Source organism: Martinezella sp. CNPSo 3959, assembly GCF_057784355.1.
In genome coordinates this window covers 1,468,734-1,487,518 of record NZ_JBXSOV010000001.1, presented here as the reverse complement: position 1 = coordinate 1,487,518, position 18,785 = coordinate 1,468,734, and the positions used below count along the sequence as shown (strand labels likewise).

16 protein-coding genes and 1 tRNA gene are annotated in these 18,785 nt (G+C 59.6%); 9 read left to right on the top strand and 8 right to left on the bottom strand.

The features are described from left to right. Window positions 1-115: 115 nt before the first annotated feature. Entirely contained in the window at window positions 116-427 is a 312-nt protein-coding gene (locus tag AC13RE_RS07420) for a hypothetical protein (RefSeq protein WP_041677664.1), read from the top strand. Window positions 428-565: 138 nt separating this feature from the next. On the opposite strand, the gene AC13RE_RS07415 is transcribed toward AC13RE_RS07420, so the two are convergent. Together AC13RE_RS07415 and cpdR1 are read right to left on the bottom strand one after the other, a co-directional pair. Further along, window positions 566-640, bottom strand: a tRNA-Val gene (locus tag AC13RE_RS07415). Between the two features lie 84 nt (window positions 641-724). Beyond that, on the bottom strand, window positions 725-1,087 hold the full coding sequence (cpdR1, locus tag AC13RE_RS07410) for a response regulator CpdR1 (protein ID WP_004117561.1): 363 nt from the start codon (window positions 1,085-1,087) through the stop codon (window positions 725-727). A 272-nt stretch (window positions 1,088-1,359) separates the two neighbouring features. Here cpdR1 and AC13RE_RS07405 point away from each other — a divergent pair, with 272 nt between their 5' ends. The 3 genes from AC13RE_RS07405 (at window position 1,360) to hisN (ending at window position 3,928) form a co-directional block, all read left to right on the top strand. Then, window positions 1,360-2,259, top strand: coding sequence for an N-formylglutamate amidohydrolase (locus AC13RE_RS07405; RefSeq protein ID WP_488562452.1), 900 nt, complete (start codon window positions 1,360-1,362; stop codon window positions 2,257-2,259). A 147-nt stretch (window positions 2,260-2,406) separates the two neighbouring features. Continuing rightward, a complete protein-coding gene (locus AC13RE_RS07400) occupies window positions 2,407-2,862 on the top strand; it encodes a YcxB family protein (RefSeq protein ID WP_488562451.1) in 456 nt (151 codons plus the stop codon). Between the two features lie 292 nt (window positions 2,863-3,154). Beyond that, window positions 3,155-3,928 (top strand): histidinol-phosphatase, encoded by a 774-nt coding sequence (hisN, locus tag AC13RE_RS07395; protein ID WP_488562450.1) that lies wholly within the window; start codon window positions 3,155-3,157, stop codon window positions 3,926-3,928. A 5-nt stretch (window positions 3,929-3,933) separates the two neighbouring features. Here hisN and AC13RE_RS07390 read toward each other — a convergent pair whose 3' ends face one another. Beyond that, window positions 3,934-4,908, bottom strand: coding sequence for an alpha/beta fold hydrolase (locus AC13RE_RS07390; RefSeq protein WP_488562449.1), 975 nt, complete (start codon window positions 4,906-4,908; stop codon window positions 3,934-3,936). A 225-nt stretch (window positions 4,909-5,133) separates the two neighbouring features. Between AC13RE_RS07390 and AC13RE_RS07385 the strand changes: the two genes are divergently transcribed. Beyond that, a complete protein-coding gene (locus AC13RE_RS07385; RefSeq protein ID WP_488562448.1) occupies window positions 5,134-5,868 on the top strand; it encodes an SDR family oxidoreductase in 735 nt (244 codons plus the stop codon). On the opposite strand, the gene AC13RE_RS07380 is transcribed toward AC13RE_RS07385, so the two are convergent. The 3 genes from AC13RE_RS07380 to AC13RE_RS07370 all read right to left on the bottom strand — a co-directional run bounded on the left by AC13RE_RS07380 (window position 5,819) and on the right by AC13RE_RS07370 (window position 8,604). Beyond that, window positions 5,819-6,757 (bottom strand): LysR family transcriptional regulator, encoded by a 939-nt coding sequence (locus AC13RE_RS07380; RefSeq protein WP_488562447.1) that lies wholly within the window; start codon window positions 6,755-6,757, stop codon window positions 5,819-5,821. The genes AC13RE_RS07385 and AC13RE_RS07380 overlap by 50 nt on opposite strands. Before the next feature lie 167 nt (window positions 6,758-6,924). Beyond that, window positions 6,925-7,992, bottom strand: coding sequence for a cyclic nucleotide-gated ion channel (locus AC13RE_RS07375; protein WP_488562446.1), 1,068 nt, complete (start codon window positions 7,990-7,992; stop codon window positions 6,925-6,927). A 132-nt stretch (window positions 7,993-8,124) separates the two neighbouring features. After that, window positions 8,125-8,604 carry an Lrp/AsnC family transcriptional regulator gene (locus AC13RE_RS07370; RefSeq protein ID WP_488562445.1) on the bottom strand — a complete coding sequence of 160 codons (480 nt, stop codon included), beginning with the start codon at window positions 8,602-8,604 and terminating at the stop codon, window positions 8,125-8,127. Window positions 8,605-8,734: 130 nt separating this feature from the next. On the opposite strand from AC13RE_RS07370, the gene AC13RE_RS07365 reads away from it, so the two are divergent. Together AC13RE_RS07365 and AC13RE_RS07360 are read left to right on the top strand one after the other, a co-directional pair. Then, window positions 8,735-9,151 (top strand): DUF2000 domain-containing protein, encoded by a 417-nt coding sequence (locus AC13RE_RS07365; protein WP_488562444.1) that lies wholly within the window; start codon window positions 8,735-8,737, stop codon window positions 9,149-9,151. A 355-nt stretch (window positions 9,152-9,506) separates the two neighbouring features. Next, entirely contained in the window at window positions 9,507-9,971 is a 465-nt protein-coding gene (locus AC13RE_RS07360; RefSeq protein ID WP_015341097.1) for an Hsp20 family protein, read from the top strand. Window positions 9,972-10,074: 103 nt separating this feature from the next. Here the strand turns inward: AC13RE_RS07360 and AC13RE_RS07355 are convergent, their stop codons facing one another. After that, complete coding sequence (locus AC13RE_RS07355) at window positions 10,075-11,100, bottom strand: bile acid:sodium symporter family protein (RefSeq protein WP_488562443.1); 1,026 nt, start codon at window positions 11,098-11,100, stop codon at window positions 10,075-10,077. 106 nt (window positions 11,101-11,206) lie between these two features. Between AC13RE_RS07355 and AC13RE_RS07350 the strand changes: the two genes are divergently transcribed. Continuing rightward, window positions 11,207-12,064 (top strand): LysR substrate-binding domain-containing protein, encoded by an 858-nt coding sequence (locus AC13RE_RS07350; RefSeq protein WP_488562442.1) that lies wholly within the window; start codon window positions 11,207-11,209, stop codon window positions 12,062-12,064. A gap of 367 nt (window positions 12,065-12,431) precedes the next feature. Here AC13RE_RS07350 and AC13RE_RS07345 read toward each other — a convergent pair whose 3' ends face one another. Then, on the bottom strand, window positions 12,432-13,478 hold the full coding sequence (locus tag AC13RE_RS07345; protein WP_488562441.1) for a threonine aldolase family protein: 1,047 nt from the start codon (window positions 13,476-13,478) through the stop codon (window positions 12,432-12,434). Window positions 13,479-14,046: 568 nt separating this feature from the next. Here AC13RE_RS07345 and gltB point away from each other — a divergent pair. Then, the gene (gene gltB / locus AC13RE_RS07340) at window positions 14,047-18,771 is read left to right on the top strand and encodes a glutamate synthase large subunit (protein ID WP_488562440.1); all 4,725 of its coding nucleotides are present in this window, start codon (window positions 14,047-14,049) and stop codon (window positions 18,769-18,771) included. Window positions 18,772-18,785: the final 14 nt, after the last annotated feature.

Here is an 18,785-nt window from a genome sequence, read left to right as displayed (position 1 = left end):
TTCGTCCCCGCAATCACCGCGAACATCAGCATGTGATTGGCTATCTTCCAAAAGACTACTATTCTCGACCTGCGCTCGAATTTTTCGGGACGCGGCTAGTTGGAGATCGAAGCACATGAGAATGATGTTAGCGTTGGGAGCGATTTTGAGCTTGGCATGCGTCTCTGCCGGCGAGGCGCCTTCGAATTATCAGACCTATCATGGCGGCATTCGTGCCGATAGTGATCCGGTGGTGCTGGCGACATACGAGAGGGTTCTCGATCGCTGCGAGCCTGAGGCTTATTCCTGGCGCCGCGGCTCTCCGGATCCCAACAGTACCCCTTACTGGCTGGCTCTGCGAAATTGCCTCTATCGTCACGGCTTTGTCGATCGTGGCGTCTACGCCTATCCGACGACGGCGGTTTTGCGGCATTTCCTGGATCGCTGACCGGGCTGCAATTCGCTTCAGGTCGAGGGGTATTCTTCGGCCCGATCCGCTTTGGGGATATTTGGACTCTGTCAACCGATAAGAAATGAAAAAGGCCTTTCGATTTCTCGAAAGGCCTTGCTTTTCAGCGAATTAGGATGGTGGGCGTGACAGGGATTGAACCTGTGACCCCTACGATGTCAACGTAGTGCTCTCCCGCTGAGCTACACGCCCATCCGATGGCGGCGCATAGATCACAAAACCTTGGTGGCCGTCAATAGGCTTTTTTTCGGTTTTGTGACGTTGCCGCCGAAAGCCTTACGCGGCAAGGAGTTTGTTGACTTCATCGACGAGTTCGCGGAGGTGGAAAGGCTTGGAAAGGACCTTGGCATCCTTCGGCGCCTTCGAATCGGGGTTCAGCGCGACGGCGGCAAAGCCGGTGATGAACATCACCTTCAGGTCCGGATCGAGTTCGGTGGCGCGCCGCGCCAGCTCGATACCGTCCATCTCAGGCATGACGATGTCAGTCAAAAGCAGCGAGAACGGCTCTTCGCGCAGCCGGTCGTAAGCGCTGGCTCCATTGTCAAAGGACAAGACCTTGTAGCCGGCTTTTTCGAGTGCCTTCACGAGAAAGCGACGCATGTCGTTGTCGTCTTCGGCAAGAAGTATCTTCTGGGTCATCATCTCTATCGCTAATCAACTTTGTCTTGTTGGACTCGTCCAGCGTTTAGGGTACCGCGGCGCCGTAAACAAGCCGTGAATGGTCAGTCAAAACGCGCCGTTCCAGCATTTGTTCGAAGCATAGGTGCATTCCACGAAAACGTCCTGCGTTTTCGCTGACCAGGCATCCGAGATTCCGAACACGGTGTTTTGGATTAAGGCCATTTCGCTCAAGTTACTATGGACTTGCGGTCATGCAACTGGCAACATGATTACTGCGACAAGTTGTTGACATGGTAAAGACGTTGATGTCCGCGGAAATGCGTAGTTTCGAGATTTTCGAGGTATTGGAACCCGCTTCCCAGACGATACCGTTTGTCTACAGTTCACCGCACAGCGGTCGCATCTATCCTCCCGATTTCATCGCCCAGTCCCGCCTGCAGGGCATCGCTATCCGCCGCTCGGAAGATCACTATGTTGACGAGCTCTTCTGTGCGGCGAGCGCGCTTGGGGCGCCGTTGCTGCTCGCCAATTTCCCGCGCGCCTATATCGACGTGAATCGCGAGCCCTATGAGCTCGATCCGCGCATGTTCGATGGCGCGTTACCCTCCTATGCCAACATCAATTCGCTGCGGGTCGCCGGCGGCCTTGGCACGATTCCGCGAATCGTCGCCGAAAACATGGAGATCTATGCGCGCCGCGTGCCGGTGGAGGATGCGCTGAAGCGCATCGACACCATCTACAAGCCCTATCATGCCACGCTACGCCGGCTGATCGCGCGCACCCATGTCAAGTTCGGCTTCGGTGTGCTGGTCGATTGCCATTCGATGCCGGGCAATATCCGCATCGCCGGCAGCAATGCGCGGCCCGATTTCATCCTTGGCGATCGCTACGGCACCAGCGCCTCGGCCGAACTTTCGCGCGCGGCCATGCAGATTCTCGAGGAGATGGGCTTCAACGCCGTGCGCAACAAGCCCTATGCCGGCGGTTTCATCACCGAGCATTACGGCCGTCCGTCCCGCGGGCTGCATGCCCTGCAGATCGAGGTCAACCGTTCGCTCTATGTCGACGAGACGACGCTCGAGAAGCGCCCGGATTTCGACAAGGTCGCCGCCGCCATCACGCTGTTCATGAAGCGCATGGCAGAGCATGTGGAATCCTATACGGGCGATCCGGCGCTGGCGGCGGAGTGACCGTTTCGTCGTTGTTGAGCTCGCCGAAGGGATGCGCGGCGAGGCAAAATCTGCTTATGGGTGACGTGGCAATTCGAAGCTTGGCGATAGGCTGAGCGTAGTGGATGGGCGATGCGTCGGACTATCACTGTCACCTACACGGAAGAAATGGTGCGCGATGCCGTGACGGTCTTTGTCTGGCGGCGGCTGATCGTCAATCGGCGCCTCTGGGTCGCGGAAATCGCAATAATCTTGCTGTTTCTTTGGCAGCTTTGGTGTGATGGCACCGGATGGCTGACCGGCGTTTTCGGTGGCCTCGTTCTTCTCTGTCCGGCTATGATTATCATCGTATGGGCTGCGCATTACCGCAACACGGTCGGAAAGTTCCGCAAGATGTCGACCCGACAGGCGACGTTTGCTTTTCACGATGAGGGGTTTGACGTGGCGTCCGAGTTGGGGTCGGTCAAAGTTTCCTGGTCCACCGCTACCGAAATCTGGCAGCGGCCAACCTATTGGATGATATTTATAGCCATCAACCAATTCATGACGCTGCCCACTCAGACGGCAGGCATCAATGATCTCAATCTTGTGAAATCGAAAGCGCCCTCCACGATGCCGCAATGAATGTGGATTCCCTTGCAAATAGCTAGGTCAGGCAAAAAAGAACCGCGCTCGTGGCGCGGCTAAGTCTAGGGAGGAAACACCCAAGGAGGGTATTTACAGTCGAAAGACTGCATGAGGATATTGCTGCTGCATTGCACAAATGTCAAGCACTTTATTGCGGTGCAAAATATTTGGGCAAATTCAAAAATCCTGCCTGATCCGCAGGCATTGCGCCCAGCGCGTCATCAGCCGGTTTGCTTCACGGCTTATATGCGTTATGACATCGCCATCCCGTCATCTATCCGGATTCACCATGCTTCCCGATCGCTCGTTCTTCTATCGTCTGGCCGAAGCGGCCAAGGCGGAAACCTTGCCGCGTTTTCGTGCCGGCATCGATGTGGTCAACAAGGAAGCCACGGGCTTTGATCCCGTGACGGAAGGGGACCGTGCCGCTGAAGAGGCGATTCGCGTCCTGATCGAGGCCGAGTTCCCCGAACATGGCATTCTGGGCGAGGAGCATGGCAATGTCGGGCTCGACCGCGAGCATGTCTGGGTCATCGATCCGATCGACGGCACGCGCGCCTTCATCTCGGGCGTCCCGGTCTGGGGAACGCTGATCGGCCTGCAGAAGAACGGCCGCGCCGTCATGGGGATGATCGACCAGCCCTTTACCGGCGAGCGCTATTTTGCCGATGGCAATGGCGCTACCTATTCCGGTCCTGATGGTGAGAGGCGGCTGCAGGTCCGCGATTGCGGCAGCCTCTCCAATGCCATCCTCTTCACCACCTCGCCGCATCTCTTCGTCGGTGAGGAGCTCGCAAAATATCGCGAGATCGAAAGTCAAGTGCGGCTCTTCCGCTACGGCTGCGATTGCTATGCCTATGCGCTGCTGGCGGCCGGTCATATCGATCTCGTTATCGAGAATTCGCTGAAACCCTATGATGTCGGCGGCATCATTCCGGTCATCGAGCAGGCCGGCGGCATCATGACCACCTGGGATGGCGGCCGTCCGGAAATGGGCGGAACGATCATCGCAGCCGGCAGCCGCGCCGTTTATGAGCAGGCCCTGGCAGTTTTATCCCGCTAAGTTCTTTAGGCTTCTGCCTCAATTTCATAGGCATTGCTCTCGGCATCGCTGCCGGGGATGAAGGCGTGGATCGCGGCAAGTGCCTGGTTGCGATAGACATCCCGTTCCTGCAGGATTTCATGCTTGGCGCCGTGAATCGGCACCAGCTGTGCGGCGCGGAAATAGCGCGACAGCCGCTCTTGGTCGGCATAGGGCACGACGCCGTCGCGCGTCGGCGCAATCAAGACGGTGGGGACTTGAATTGAAAACAGGTGTTCGGACCTGTTGACCCGTTCGATTGCCCGCAAGGCCTGCGACAGCCAGCGTGCGGTCGGCGGTCCCAGGGAAAGTTGCGGATAGGCGGTGCCGATGCCGATGTTGCGCCGGTAGCGCTGCTCGTCCGTCGTCAGCGGGTTTTCAGCAAATGGCCTTTCCTTGAACTTCTTGCTGAACTGCATGCGGCCCAGGCCGATGCTGCTGACCGCGCCGGAGAGGAAGCGGATAAAGCCGGGGGAGGCGCCGTGGCCGGTCAAGCCGATGAAGGGGGCAGACAGCACCATGCGCTCAATTCGGCTTGCAAGTCTCGGCGCGGCAGACAGGGCAATCAGCCCGCCCGTCGAATGGGCAAGCAGAAAGAAGGGCAGGCGCGTATCCGGCAGGACAATCTTGTCGAGGAAGGCGGTCAGATCCCGCTCATAATCGGAAAAATGGCGGATATGGCCGCGCAGCGGGTCTTTCAGCAGCCGCTCGGATCCGCCCTGGCCGCGGAGATCGAAGGTTGCGACCCACAGGCCCTTGGCTGTGAGGTCGCGGATCGTCTCGAAATATTTCTCGATGAATTCGTTACGGCCCTGCAGCAGCACAACGGTTCCCTTGGCGACCGGCTGCTCGCAGCGGAAGACGGCATAGCGCAACTTGCGGCCGTCGAAACTTTCGAAGAATCCTTCGGTGCGGTTTTCCGGCACCGGATTGTCTGATGTGGAATAGAGGATCGAATCCATGACGGTGTCGCGCCTCGCTGACCAATGTCTCACCTCAAGGGGATAGCGCAGCCTCATGGAATTGCAACAGGTTTGTTGGCGGTTCCGGCAATCGAATCCGGTGTGCCTTAAAACGATAATCCACCATCGGGGATTCCGATGGTGCCATCGTTTTTCTCCGTTTCATCTTCTTGCGCAGCTTTGCGAATGTTCGGGCATGGTCATCACCTGCTGGAATGAAAAGACATGCCAATCACTGAAATTGCGAATTCGAGAATTCTTATTGTCGGCGGCAGCTCCGGAATGGGACTGGCGCTGGCGCAACGCGCGCTTGCCGCCGGAGCCGAGGTCATCATCGCTGGGCGGGATCAGGATAGGCTGAAGCGGGCTCGCGCAGAACTCCAAAGCCCATTGGTTTCCATTGAGACAGTCGATATCACGCAAGAAAGCCAAGTCGCCGGTCTGTTTGAGCGCATCGGCCGGCTCGACCATATCGTAAGCACCGCCGCCGATATTGAGGGCGCTTACGAGCTGCTGCCTTCGCTGGATCTCAGGGCTGCGCAGAGGGTCGTGGAAAGTAAATTCTACGGTCCGCTGCTCCTTGCGAAATATGGGTCGCCCTTACTCTCTGCAACGGGCTCCATCACGTTCACGTCAGGCATTGCCGCTTATCGTCCGGCCGCACGAGGGTCGGTGGTTGCAGCCGTCAATGCCGGTCTGGAAGGGTTGGTTCGCGCACTCGCCGTTGAGTTGGCGCCCATTCGCGTGAACGCCGTTTCACCTGGCTGGGTCGATACGCCCATCTGGACGTTCGTTGCCGGTGATCGGAAAGAAGAAACATTGGGCGCCATGGCAAAACGGCTGTTGGTTGGACGAGTGGGACAACCGGAAGATATCGCCGACGCTATCAGCTTCCTGATGGGCAACGCCTTCACAACGGGGACGATACTGCATGTCGAGGGCGGACATCGGCTGATTTAGCGGCTGCAAAGCCAGTGTTTGCGAATGCCAGGAGCAGCTTCAAAGCTGGCGGCTGAACACGCCTGCGCCGCCAGATCATTACAAGCGAGGCTATCCGCATCGGCCCCGGCCAGGGCATTTCGTCGATTTCGCCACGATGGACTGCGTCCGCAACGGCAAACCGCGGAACCAAGCTCGAGCCCGTGCCGGCCGCCACGAGCCGCGTAATGGTGCCGATGCTTCCGACTTCGGCGGCGAGCTTTGGTACCGCCGTCCCGGCGGCCTCGAATGCCTTGTCGAAGAGGTGCCGATAGACGCAGCCGACTTCGGTTGCCACGAAGTTCATCGAAGCGAGCGTTGCCAGATCGCTTGTCTTCAAAGATGGCTCCTGTGCAGGAGGGGTAATGAGGATCAACGGCTCCGTCGATATCACCCGCTTTGCGAGGCGTTCGTCGATCCCGCCCCTGTCAAAGCAGAAGGCCACATCGATCTCACCGGTTTCGAGTTTGCGCAACAGATCGCCGCTGCCGGCAATCTTCATCCGCAGATCGATATCGGAATGATCGCGCTGAAAGGCCGGCAACCATTGCGGAAGCTTCATGGAAGCAATGGTTTCGAGCGCGCCGATCGTCACCGTCCCAGCCGCCGCTGCCGAGACTGCTTCAACGGCCATGCGCGCCTCGCTGGCGATTGCCAATATTTCTTCGGCATAGGGTCGCAATGCCTCGCCAGCTGCCGTCAGCTCCAGGCCCGATCGCGACCGGATAAAAAGTGCTGTGCCCAATTCGGCTTCGAGCGACTGGATCTGATCACTCACGCTCGATTGCGCGAGATGGACGTCTTCAGCTGCGCGGGTGAAGTTCCGGTTCCGCGCGACCGCCAGGAATGTCTTGAGTAATCGCGGGTGCATCGAGCCGTGCCGAACGAGTGTGACAAGCGTCATCTAATGCGGGACGACGCCGATACCGGTCAGGCTGCCACATCCCTTGTATCGACGTCAATGCACCACGGGATAGTCGCCGGTATCCGCAATTTATTGTGCCCTCAGAGGCTCCTGCTGCATGATGTCCAGTCGCTTCAAGCCTTCGGCGCCGCACCGCGCCGCTCCAGTGCGGTCTGGCGAATGATCTCGGCGATCTCGGGGCTGCTGCTCGAGAGCATCTGGAAATCCGATGAGTAGAGCGACAGCAGCGAGACCTCCGTCGCAGCGCTGACGGTTGCCGAGCGGGGCTCGCCGGTGATCAACGCCATCTCGCCGAAGAAGCTGCCGGAGCCGAGTTCGACCGGGTTCGGTGTGGCGACGCTGACGCGGCCCTCGACGATGAAATACATCTGATCGCCGGCCTCGCCCTTGCGGCAGATGATACCGCCCGCCGGCACGACGCGAGGTCTCAGCGCCCGTACGATCTCGATGAGCGCTCCCGAACCGAGCTTCTGGAACAACGGCACTCCCGCAACCAGCTGCCAGTTGCGCACGAAGTCCTGGCGGCGAACCTCTTCGTAGAAGCCGGTAGCAAGAATGCCGGCCCACAAGGCAAAGATGCCGATACCACACATCATGACCAGCCCGGCAAGGGTGCGGCCGGCGAGACTTTGCGGGATCTCGTCACCATAGCCCGTGGTCGACAGCGTCGTCACGGCCCACCACATTGCGAGGGGAATGCTGCCGAACTTGTCGGGCTGGACGTCGCGTTCGATGATGTAGGCGGCAAGCGCTGCGGCGAACAGAACGATGCCGAAAATCGAGGTGACGCCGATCAGGTTGCGTGCCTCCTTGGTCAGGACCCTGCCCAACAGCCGGAAGAAGGTCGAACCGCGCAACGGCTTCAAAAGCCAGATGGCACAATAGAGGCTTTGATCGCGCCCGCGGATGAGAAGGAAAGCGGCCAAAGGGACCAGAACAGCCAGTATGTCGACGGCGATTTCCGGTATCCTGCCGCGAACGTCCCTTGCGCGGTGCATGACCAGCGTCTCGATCAATTGCAGGACATAGATGGCCCAGACGCCCGCAAGGAGGAGTTCCAGGATGAGCCTGGTCTGTCCGACGATATCAGGCGTCGTAAGCGCCGCTACCGTCAGCAGACCGATGGCAGCTAGAAGCGTATTCAGCGATGAGGAAATCTTCGAGAAAGAGAGCGCCGACATTTTATACCCCGGGCAATACCCTAGGGTGGGCAGCCACTTGCCCGAGAATAGGATGGCTTCGATCCAAACGTAAAGAGGCACATGGGCGCGCTATCTCCTCCATAGTGCACCTGGCATCCTTGCCTTGGGCTGCTATCGCTGGCCAATCCCAAGCGGAAAGCCCTTGAAAGGCTTGATTTCCTTCAGCACGAAGGTGGTCTCCATCTCTTTGATGCGCGGCAGGCGGCGTACGACCGCCATGGCGAAATCGGCATAGCTGTCGAGATCGGCCGCGACCACCTGCAGCAGGAAATCCGCGTTCCCGGCGATGCTGTAGCAGGCCACGACCTCACTGAGTTTCAGCACATCGCGGGAAAACTCCTCAGCTTCCGCCTCGCTGTGGCTGTCGATCTTGACCCTGATGAAGGCAAGAACGCCGAGGCCGATCTGGCGCCTGTCGAGCGCGGCCGTATAACCCTGGATCACGCCGGTTTCTTCCAGCTGACGCACGCGCCGCCAGCACGGAGATGTCGAGAGCCCGACTTCGGATGAAAGCGCCTGGTTCGTCAGGCGCCCATCCTTCTGAAGGGCGCCGAGAATCTTCAAATCGATGGGCTCAAGGGTGTGGGGCATATCCAACCTTTTATCTGCAAATATGAGGTATATCCTACCACATTATTCGAATATGCGGCAATGAAAGGCAAGATTATCCTTGGTGAGAGAGATATCCTGCGATCCTACATGTCAACAGCAGCAGGTCTCCATGCTTCCCGATATCCGTCTTGCCATCGTCATCAATCCGGCATTGCCGCTTGGGCTGATCGCCAACACCGCCGGCGCCATCTCGATCGGGTTGGGCGCAAAGTTTCCCTCGCTCGCGGCAAGGCAATTGACCGACAGGGAGGCTCGTACCATCGACATCAGTTCGAACATGCCCGTCCCGATACTGCAGGCGGATGCGGAAACCATACGATCTTTGTTGCTGAAGACCTTGCCGGTGGAAAACGACCGCGCGATCGTTCCATTTCCTGCCTTTGCCCGCTCGCTGCACGATTACAGGGAATATGAGGCGACGTTTCCGGATCGCGATCTCGCCGCCGAGGCGATCGATGGCCTCGGGCTGGCGGGGCCTTCGAGATGGGTGAAGTCGCTTACTGGGTCGCTGAAGTTGCTGCGGTAGTGTCCGCAAAGAAAAAAGGCCGGCTTGCGGAGATAGAGAGATCCGCTTCGCCGGCCGAGCAAGGACTGAAGAAGAAGGGACGATACACTTCAGTCATCGGACGATGGTTGTTCCGATGGTCAAACGATAGGTCAGCCAGCCTGAACGGGTTCCGAACTATCCGTTCATCTGCGGTTCACGCGGTGATTTTCTGCAAAATGAGGGTTGCGGCACTGGGGGCTTGAACTCCGGAAAAGTGATCCCCATCTCTTTTTTGCGGGTGCCAAACGGGCTCGCAGAACCGTCCCGAGGCCGCCCCGAGTGGGGTCATCGGACAAGAATTGAAATCGCAATTGTCGCTCACAGGAGGACTTCCATGCGTCACGTAGACTTCTCTCCCCTTTACCGTTCCACCGTCGGTTTCGACCGTCTGTTCACCATGCTCGACAGCCTTGGTCAGCCGGATCAGGCCCAGACCTATCCGCCCTACAATATCGAGCGAACGGGTGAAAACACCTATCGCATCACCATGGCCGTTGCCGGTTTCGATGAAAAGGAACTGAGCATCGAGGCCCACGCCCATGTCCTTCAGGTCAAGGGCGAAAAGAGCGAAGAGCCGGCTGAAACCAGCGAATATCTCTATCGCGGTATCGCCAAGCGTGCCTTCGAGCGTCGTTTCCAGCTTGCCGACCATGTCGAGGTTCAGGCTGCTTCACTGAAGAACGGTTTGCTGCACATCGATCTGCTGCGCAACATTCCCGAAGCCATGAAGCCCCGCCGTATCTCCATCGCGGCCGAGCCCGTGGAAACCCCGAAGGCCATCGAGGCTCACATCAACTAAGTATGGCTGACGGTCTTGGACCGTCATGCTCCTGATCCTCCCAAGATCAAAGAAGCGGCGCTCCATCGGGGCGCCGCTTTCGTTTTGTGTGTTATCGGAGAACTCAGGCTGCGTTTGTTGCTTCGCCCGTTTTCGTTCCCGCCTGAGCCTTCGCAGCCTCGCGCCGCTTGGCGGCATCGGCATATTTCTGGGCGAGCACGGCGCAGGTCATCAGCTGGATCTGATGGAACAGCATGAGTGGCAGCACGATGGCGCCGATACTCTGGCCGGCGAAGATGACATTGGCCATCGGCACACCGCTTGCCAGCGACTTCTTCGAACCGCAGAAGGTGATGGTGATCTCGTCGGCCTTTTCAAAACCGAGGGCGCGGCTGCCGAACATGGTGATGCAGATTACCATCGCCAGAAGCACCATATTCGCGATGATGACTGTGACGATATCGAGGACGGAGAAGGTATGCCACAATCCTTCCACCACGGCCTCGCTGAAGGCTGAATAGACGACCATGAGGATCGAGCCGCGATCGACCGGCATCAGGATCTTCTTCTTCGAACGGATCCAGTCGCCGATCCATGGCTGCAGCAGCTGACCGGCGATGAATGGGGCGAGCAGCTGCAGCATGATCTGCCACAAAACATCCCAGGAAAAGCCACCGCCCTGGCCGCCGACCGAAAACAGGATGCCGACGAGCAGCGGCGTCAGGAACATGCCGAAGATGTTGGAGGCCGACGCCGAGCAGATCGCGGCCGGCACATTGCCGCCGGCGATGGAGGTGAAGGCGATCGAGGACTGCACGGTTGACGGCAGAACGCTCAAAAACAGCATGCCTGTATAAAGCGATACGGGCAGGATGCTGTTAGGAACGATTTGACCCATGGCCAGCACCAGCAGCGGAAAGATGCCGAAGGTCGTCAGCAGGATGACGAGATGCAGCCGCCAGTGCAGCATGCCGGCGATGACGACATCGCGCGACAGGCGCGCGCCATGCAGGAAGAACAAGAGGCCGATGGCGACGTTGGTGGCAATGCTGAAATAGTGAGCGCTAGCCCCCTGCACCGGAAAGAAGGATGCCGTCAGGACGGTGAGCACCAGCAGTATGGTGAAGGTGTCTGGAAGAAAGCGGCGCATCGTGCCTACCCCAATCGCATTGCAAGTCTTGATGATACTCCTTGCAGATAGACCTATTGTGATCCACGATGCAAGGAATAACAGTTATCGCGATGCAGGATAAGCCATGCTTGATCTCATACAGTTGCGCAGCTTCGTCGCCGTCGAGCAGATGGGTAGTTTCACCCTTGCCGCGGAGCGGCTGGGGCTTGGGCAATCGACCGTCAGCCAGCATATACAACGGCTGGAAGCAGAGCTCGGGCGAAAGCTCTTGGCGCGCGATACGCATCGTGTCGTCCTGACTGGTGATGGCGAGGCGCTACTCGGCCATGCGCGCCAGATGCTGTCGATCGAAGCGGAGGTGCAGCGGCTTTTTGCCGGCAACAGCCTGCGCGGCAATCTCCGGCTCGGGGTTTCCGAGGATTTCGTCACCAGCCAGCTCCCGGACGTGCTTGAGGAATTCGTGCGTTCGCATCCCTCAGTCGATCTCGAGCTGACGGTCGCGCTCAGTGGCGTGCTTTATGAAATGCAGGATAATGGCGATCTCGATCTAGTGCTTGCCAAGCGCCGGCTCGGCGATGCGAGAGGCAAGCTCGTCTACCGGGAGCCGCTGGTCTGGCTGGCGCGCGACCCGGATCGCATCCGCAAACTTGCGGGACCATTGCCACTGATTGCCTTTCCAACCCCAAGCGTTACGCGTGCGGTGGCGCTGGAGGCGCTGCGCCGGCAGCAGATGCCCTGGCGCATCGTCTGCACCTGCGGCAGCCTGAGCGGCCTGACCGCGGCGGCGCGCGCAGGCATGGGCGTTCTCGTCCAGCCGAAAAGCATGGCCCCCGCCGGATTGCTGGAGATCGCGCCGGGCTGGCTGCCGACGCTCGAAGATGTCGAATTCGTCCTCGTGCCGCGCAAGGGGGCGGACCAACTTCTGGTTAACGCGCTCTCTGACGATATCCTCTCCAAGGTCCGGGGTCCACGATCAAACTAACGACGAAATTGTCAGCGAGCTGTCGTTAAAAGCCTTTCCAATCATGTGGATGAGATCCGGATTTATTTCGCCGGCTGATTTATTGCTGCGCCCGTTTTCAGGCGGAAGTCAGCTTCTTCTGCTATCTCAGGTGGCGGTGGGGGAATTGCGGAGGAATAGTCGCCCGATGATATATGGTGCCATCTTCATTTCCGGGCTTGTTGCCTGCGTCGTGGCAATGACGATGATTATACACAACGCACCAGCATCCGATCGCGACGATCTATCGAACTTCGCAATGATCGCCCATCGGAATCAAAACTGACCCCTTCTGGCATTGTGAGCGCCGTTCGGCCGTAAAGTCGGCTCCGGCGCTCTTTTCATGCGGTCAACCCAGGCAAGCGAGGAAATTCCCCACATCGGCCTCGGTGGTGGCGAAGCTGGTCACGAGGCGGATCAGCGTTTCATCCCTGCCGACGAGATCCGGCTGCGATTCCGGGATCGGCCATTCGTAGAACTTCGCTCCCTTGTCTTCGGCCGCCTTGGCGGCGGATTTTGGGATGATCGCAAAAACCTCATTCGAGGCAGTCGGCCACGCGAGACGGGCGCCGCGGGTCTTTTCGAGGCCGGCGCGCAGCCGATCGGCCATGCCATTGGAATGGCGGGCGAGATCAAGCCAGAGGCCGTCCTGGAAATAGCCGTCGAACTGGGCGGCGATGAAGCGCGACTTGGAGAAAAGCTGGGCGGCGCGTTTGCGGATGAAATGCATCTCCTTTGCCTTCTCCGGATCGAAGATGACGATCGCCTCGGCGCACCAGCAGCCGTTTTTGGTGCCGCCGAAGGAGAGGATATCGACGCCGCGCCTCCATGTCATCTCGGCTGGTGTCGTGCCGAGCGCGACGAGGGCGTTGGCGAAACGCGCGCCATCCATATGCAGCGGCAGGCTGTTCGCCTTGGCGATGGCGGCGATGGCGTCGATCTCGGCAAGTGAATAGACCGTGCCGATTTCCGTCGCTTGCGTGATCGTCACGGCGGCGGCGCGGCCGTGATGCACGGCATCCTGCGGGAAGCGTGCAATTTTTGCAGCAAGGGCCTCGGGGTCGATCTTGCCCGCGTCACCCTTGACGGTTGCCAGCCGCGCGCTGCTGAAGAAGTCCGGTGAACCGCATTCGTCCTCGGCTACATGCGCCTCGCTGTGGCAAAAGGTGATGCCACCCGGCTTCTGGACGCTGGCGAGCGACAGCGAGTTGGCGGCAGAGCCCGTGGCGACGAAGAATACGGAGACTTCGCGCTCGAATATCTCTGAAAACTTTGCCTCGACCTTCTGATCCAGTTCACTCAAGCCATATGCTGTTGCAAAACCTCCCGCCTCTGCGAGAAGACGTTCAGCGATCTTGGAGTGGGCACCGGCCCAATTATCGGAGGCAAAAAACATCGAAGTGCACCAATTATAAGGAGTGAATTGAAGGTGAGTTAGATAGGATCGAGCGGACATTACGCCAATGCAAAAACCTATCAAGAGCATGAGTTTGAAGAATGCATCACAGAAATTGATCTACGCAATCAACAAATAAAATGATGCGCTGCAGCGAAACTTTATTGCTTGATTTATGCAACAAAGGCAATCTTACGTCTTCGGTTGACGAAATTTTGCCGTTTTGCTCTTGCGAAGGCAGAAGCTTTCTGGCATAGAGCTGATGAATTAGGACAGGGTTGCTGTCCTATTTTGGCCGCCAAGGCCGAAGATGCGCTAGAGGGTCCTGACGATGTCGGGATTTCGAGCTATAGTTACCGGGAGCGTGTCCCTTTCAGCCCTTCGGGCAGGGGGGCAATGCGGCGGTGGAATAGCAGGACGCGAAACGCTGACGACGGGCTCCATATAAGGAGCCGCGGTTCGCAGCCGGATCTTCACAATGCAACAGCGCAGTCGCGCGTCGGCCTCGGAAACGGACCGCGCGGGACGAAGAAGCGCCCGCGACGCGGGCCTTATCGGAGGGAAGACCATGACGAACAGGACGACGTTGACGAGTTTTGACCAGACCGCTGCAGTGAATGCTGCCGTGACGGCCAAGACGTCGAAACGCGCTGTCGGCATCCCGCCGAAACAGGGCCTTTATGATCCCCGCAACGAGCATGACGCCTGTGGCGTCGGCTTCGTCGCGCATATGAAGGGTCAGAAGTCGCACCAGATCGTGCGCGACGGCCTGTTCATTCTCGAAAACCTGACGCATCGCGGTGCTGTCGGCGCCGATCCGCTGATGGGCGACGGCGCGGGCATTCTCGTACAGATTCCCGACCGCTTCTTCCGTGAGGAAATGGCGAAACAGGGCGTGATCCTGCCGAAGGCGGGCGAATATGGCGTCGGCCATTTCTTCCTGCCGCGCGACGAAGCGCTGATCGAGCACTTCAAGACCGCGATCAAGCAGGTCGTGGCCGAAGAGGGGCAGGTGTTGCTCGGCTTCCGCGACGTGCCCGTCGATAACTCTTCGCTGTCGAAGGCACCTGACATTGCCGCCACCGAGCCGCACCACGTGCAGGTCTTCATCGGCGCCGGCAGTGACGCCGGCACGAACGAGGAATTTGAGCGCCGCCTCTTTACCCTGCGCAAGGTGATCTCCAACCGCATCTATGCGGAATACGAGGGCGAGGAGAGCAGCTTCTACCCGGTCTCGCTGTCGAGCTCGACCATCGTCTACAAGGGCATGTTCCTCGCCTATCAGGTGGGCGCCTATTATAAGGACTTGTCCGACCCACGTTTCGAGACGGCGGTTGCCCTCGTGCACCAGCGTTTCTCGACCAACACCTTCCCGTCGTGGAAGCTCGCGCATCCCTACCGCATGGTCGCGCATAACGGCGAAATCAACACGCTGCGCGGCAACGTCAACTGGATGGCCGCTCGCCAGGCTTCGGTATCCTCGCCGCTGTTCGGCGACGATATCTCCAAGCTCTGGCCGATCTCCTATGAGGGACAGTCGGACACGGCCTGTTTCGACAACGCGCTCGAATTTCTCGTGCGCGGTGGATACTCCCTGGCGCATGCCATGATGATGCTCATTCCCGAGGCCTGGGCCGGCAACCAGCTGATGGCGCCGGAACGCAAGGCATTTTACGAGTATCATGCCGCCCTGATGGAGCCATGGGATGGCCCTGCCGCCGTCGCCTTCACCGATGGCAAGCAAATCGGCGCGACGCTCGACCGTAACGGCCTGCGTCCGGCCCGCTATCTCGTCACCAGCGATGACCGCATCATCATGGCGTCCGAAGCCGGCGTTCTGCCTGTCGAGGAAGAGAAGATCATCCAGAAGTGGCGCCTGCAGCCGGGCAAGATGCTGCTGATCGATATGGAAAAGGGCCGTATCATCTCCGACGACGAGGTGAAGTCGGAACTGTCGACCAAGCATCCCTATCGCAGCTGGCTGAACCGCACGCAGCTGATCCTGGAAGACCTGAAGCCGGTGGAGCCGCGGGCGCTGCGTCGCGACGTGTCGTTGCTCGATCGCCAGCAGGCCTTCGGCTATACGACCGAGGACACCAAGCTCTTGATGTCGCCGATGGCGACGACCGGTCAGGAAGCCGTCGGCTCCATGGGCACGGATACGCCGATCTCGGCCATGTCCGACAAGCCGAAGCTGCTCTACACCTACTTCAAGCAGAACTTCGCGCAGGTGACGAACCCGCCGATCGATCCGATCCGCGAGGAACTCGTCATGAGCCTCGTGTCGTTCATCGGCCCGCGCCCGAACCTGCTCGATCATACCGGCATGGCCAACGCCAAGCGTCTGGAAGTGCGCCAGCCGATCCTGACCAACGGCGATCTCGAAAAGATCCGCTCGATCGGTCACACAGAGGATCGCTTCGACACTAAGACGCTCGACTTCACCTATGATGTCGAACGCGGCGCCGAAGGCATGCCCGAGATGCTCGACCGTCTCTGCGAGCGGGCGGAAGCGGCCGTTCGCGGCGGTTACAACATCATCGTGCTTTCCGACCGCCAGATCGGACCGGACCGCATCGCGATCCCGGCGCTGCTGGCGACGGCAGCCGTGCACCATCACCTGATCCGCAAGGGCCTGCGCACCTCGGTCGGCATCGTTGTCGAAACCGGCGAGCCGCGTGAAGTGCATCACTTCTGCCTGCTGGCCGGTTACGGCGCCGAGGCGATCAACCCCTATATGGCGTTCGACACGCTGCTTGACATGCATCAGCGCGGCGAATTCCCGAAGGAAGTGGATGCGACCGAAGTCGTCTACCGCTACATCAAGGCGGTCGGCAAGGGCATCCTCAAGGTCATGTCGAAGATGGGCATTTCGACCTATCAGTCCTATTGCGGCGCGCAGATCTTCGATGCCGTGGGCTTGCAGCAGGAGCTGGTCGACAAGTACTTCTTCGGCACGGCAACCATGATCGAAGGCATCGGCCTCGAAACGATCGCCGAGGAAACCGTCTCCCGTCACAGGGCTGCTTTCGGCCGCGATCCGCTGCTCGCAAGCACGCTCGACATCGGTGGCGAATATGCCTACCGCATGCGTGGCGAAAGCCACGCCTGGACGCCCGATGCTGTGGCTGCCCTGCAGCATGCCGTGCGCGGGAATGCCGAGGACCGCTATCGCGAATTCTCCGAAATGGTCAACGAGTCGGCGCTCCGGATGAACACCATCCGCGGCCTCTTCAAGATCAAAGGTGCGGAAGCGCTCGGCCGCAAGCCGATCTCGATCGACGAGGTCGAGCCGGCTGCCGACATCGTCAAGCGCTTCTCGACGGGCGCCATGTCCTTCGGCTCCATCAGCCGCGAGGCACATACGACGCTGGCAATCGCCATGAACCGCATCGGCGGCAAGTCGAACACCGGTGAAGGCGGCGAAGAATCCGACCGCTACATGCCGCTCTTCGACGGTTCGCCGAACCCGGAACGTTCCGCCATCAAGCAGATCGCCTCTGGCCGTTTTGGCGTGACGACCGAATATCTGGTCAATGCCGACGTGCTGCAGATCAAGGTGGCGCAGGGCGCCAAGCCCGGTGAAGGCGGCCAGCTGCCCGGCCACAAGGTCGATGCTACGGTTGCCAAGACTCGGCACTCGACGCCGGGCGTCGGCCTGATCTCGCCGCCACCGCATCATGACATCTATTCGATCGAAGATCTGGCGCAGCTGATCTATGACCTGAAGAACGTCAACCCGACCTCGGATGTCTCGGTCAAGCTCGTTTCGGAAGTCGGCGTCGGCACGGTTGCCGCCGGCGTTGCCAAGGCGCGCGCCGACCACATCACCGTCTCGGGCTATGATGGCGGCACCGGCGCTTCGCCGCTGACCTCGCTGAAGCATGCCGGCTCGCCCTGGGAAATCGGCCTTGCCGAGACCCAGCAGACGCTGGTGCTGAACGGGCTGCGCTCGCGCATCGCCCTGCAGGTCGACGGCGGCCTGAAGACCGGCCGCGACGTCATCATCGGCGCGCTGCTCGGTGCCGACGAATTCGGCTTCGCCACCGCGCCGCTGATAGCGGCCGGCTGCATCATGATGCGCAAGTGCCACCTCAACACCTGTCCGGTTGGCGTCGCCACCCAGGACCCGGTTCTGCGCAAGCGCTTCAAGGGCGCGCCGGAGCATGTCATCAACTACTTCTTCTTCGTGGCCGAAGAAGTACGCGAGATCCTCGCCTCGCTTGGCGTTACCAAGCTGGACGAGATCATCGGCGCTTCCGAGCTTCTGGAAAAGGACGACATGCTCGCTCACTGGAAGGCGAGGGGCCTCGACTTCAGCCGCATCTTCCACAAGGTCGATGCGCCGAAGGAAGAGACCTACTGGACGACGGTGCAGAAGCACCCGATCGACGACATTCTCGACCGCAAGCTGATCGAGAAGGCGGAGCCGGCGCTTTCTTCGAAGACGCCTGTCGCCTTTGAAGTCGACATCAGGAATGTCGATCGTTCGGCCGGCGCCATGCTGTCGGGCGCGGTAGCCAAGCGCTATGGTCATCGCGGCCTGAAGGACGACACGATCAACGTCACCCTGAAGGGAACGGCGGGCCAATCCTTCGCAGCCTTCCTGGCACGGGGCGTCACCTTCAATCTGATCGGCGACGGCAACGATTATGTCGGCAAGGGCCTTTCGGGCGGTCGTATCATCATCCGTCCGCCGGAGAACTCGAAGATCGTCGCTGAGAACTCGATCATCGTCGGCAACACCGTGCTTTACGGTGCGACCGAGGGCGAGTGCTACTTCCGCGGTGTCGCGGGCGAGCGCTTTGCGGTCAGAAACTCGGGCGCGATCGCCGTCGTCGAAGGCGTAGGCGATCACGGCTGCGAGTATATGACCGGCGGCGTCGTCGTCGTGCTCGGCGAAACCGGGCGCAACTTCGCGGCCGGCATGTCGGGCGGCGTGGCCTATGTTCTCGACGAGAAGGGCGATTTCGCCCGTCGCTGCAACATGGCGATGGTCGAGCTGGAGCCGGTTCCCGAGGAAGACGAGCTGCTGGAGAAGCTGCATCATCACGGTGGCGATATCATGCACAAGGGACGCGTCGACGTCTCCGATGATATGACGCGCCATGACGAAGAGCGTCTCTTCCAGCTGATTTCGAACCACTTCCACTATACGGGCTCGACGCGAGCCAAGGAGATCCTCGATCACTGGGCCGATTACCGCCCGAAATTCCGCAAGGTCATGCCGGTCGAATACCGCCGCGCCCTTGAGGAAATGGAGCGCAGCCGGATGAGCGTGGCGGCGGAGTAATCCGCCCCGGTTCT

Excerpts from the sequence above, each read along its gene's own strand:
- gltB (WP_488562440.1), top strand. The coding sequence starts at position 14,047 with ATGACGAACAGGACGACGTTGACGAGTTTTGACCAGACCGCTGCAGTG.
- cpdR1 (WP_004117561.1), bottom strand. The coding sequence starts at position 1,087 with ATGACCCAGAAGATACTTCTTGCCGAAGACGACAACGACATGCGTCGC.
- AC13RE_RS07370 (WP_488562445.1), bottom strand. The coding sequence starts at position 8,604 with ATGCCCCACACCCTTGAGCCCATCGATTTGAAGATTCTCGGCGCCCTT.
- AC13RE_RS07350 (WP_488562442.1), top strand. The coding sequence starts at position 11,207 with ATGCTTGATCTCATACAGTTGCGCAGCTTCGTCGCCGTCGAGCAGATG.
- AC13RE_RS07375 (WP_488562446.1), bottom strand. The coding sequence starts at position 7,992 with ATGTCGGCGCTCTCTTTCTCGAAGATTTCCTCATCGCTGAATACGCTT.
- AC13RE_RS07405 (WP_488562452.1), top strand. The coding sequence starts at position 1,360 with ATGGTAAAGACGTTGATGTCCGCGGAAATGCGTAGTTTCGAGATTTTC.
- AC13RE_RS07385 (WP_488562448.1), top strand. The coding sequence starts at position 5,134 with ATGCCAATCACTGAAATTGCGAATTCGAGAATTCTTATTGTCGGCGGC.
- AC13RE_RS07360 (WP_015341097.1), top strand. The coding sequence starts at position 9,507 with ATGCGTCACGTAGACTTCTCTCCCCTTTACCGTTCCACCGTCGGTTTC.
- AC13RE_RS07365 (WP_488562444.1), top strand. The coding sequence starts at position 8,735 with ATGCTTCCCGATATCCGTCTTGCCATCGTCATCAATCCGGCATTGCCG.
- AC13RE_RS07355 (WP_488562443.1), bottom strand. The coding sequence starts at position 11,100 with ATGCGCCGCTTTCTTCCAGACACCTTCACCATACTGCTGGTGCTCACC.
- AC13RE_RS07380 (WP_488562447.1), bottom strand. The coding sequence starts at position 6,757 with ATGCACCCGCGATTACTCAAGACATTCCTGGCGGTCGCGCGGAACCGG.
- AC13RE_RS07390 (WP_488562449.1), bottom strand. The coding sequence starts at position 4,908 with ATGGATTCGATCCTCTATTCCACATCAGACAATCCGGTGCCGGAAAAC.
- AC13RE_RS07420 (WP_041677664.1), top strand. The coding sequence starts at position 116 with ATGAGAATGATGTTAGCGTTGGGAGCGATTTTGAGCTTGGCATGCGTC.
- hisN (WP_488562450.1), top strand. The coding sequence starts at position 3,155 with ATGCTTCCCGATCGCTCGTTCTTCTATCGTCTGGCCGAAGCGGCCAAG.
- AC13RE_RS07400 (WP_488562451.1), top strand. The coding sequence starts at position 2,407 with ATGGTGCGCGATGCCGTGACGGTCTTTGTCTGGCGGCGGCTGATCGTC.
- AC13RE_RS07345 (WP_488562441.1), bottom strand. The coding sequence starts at position 13,478 with ATGTTTTTTGCCTCCGATAATTGGGCCGGTGCCCACTCCAAGATCGCT.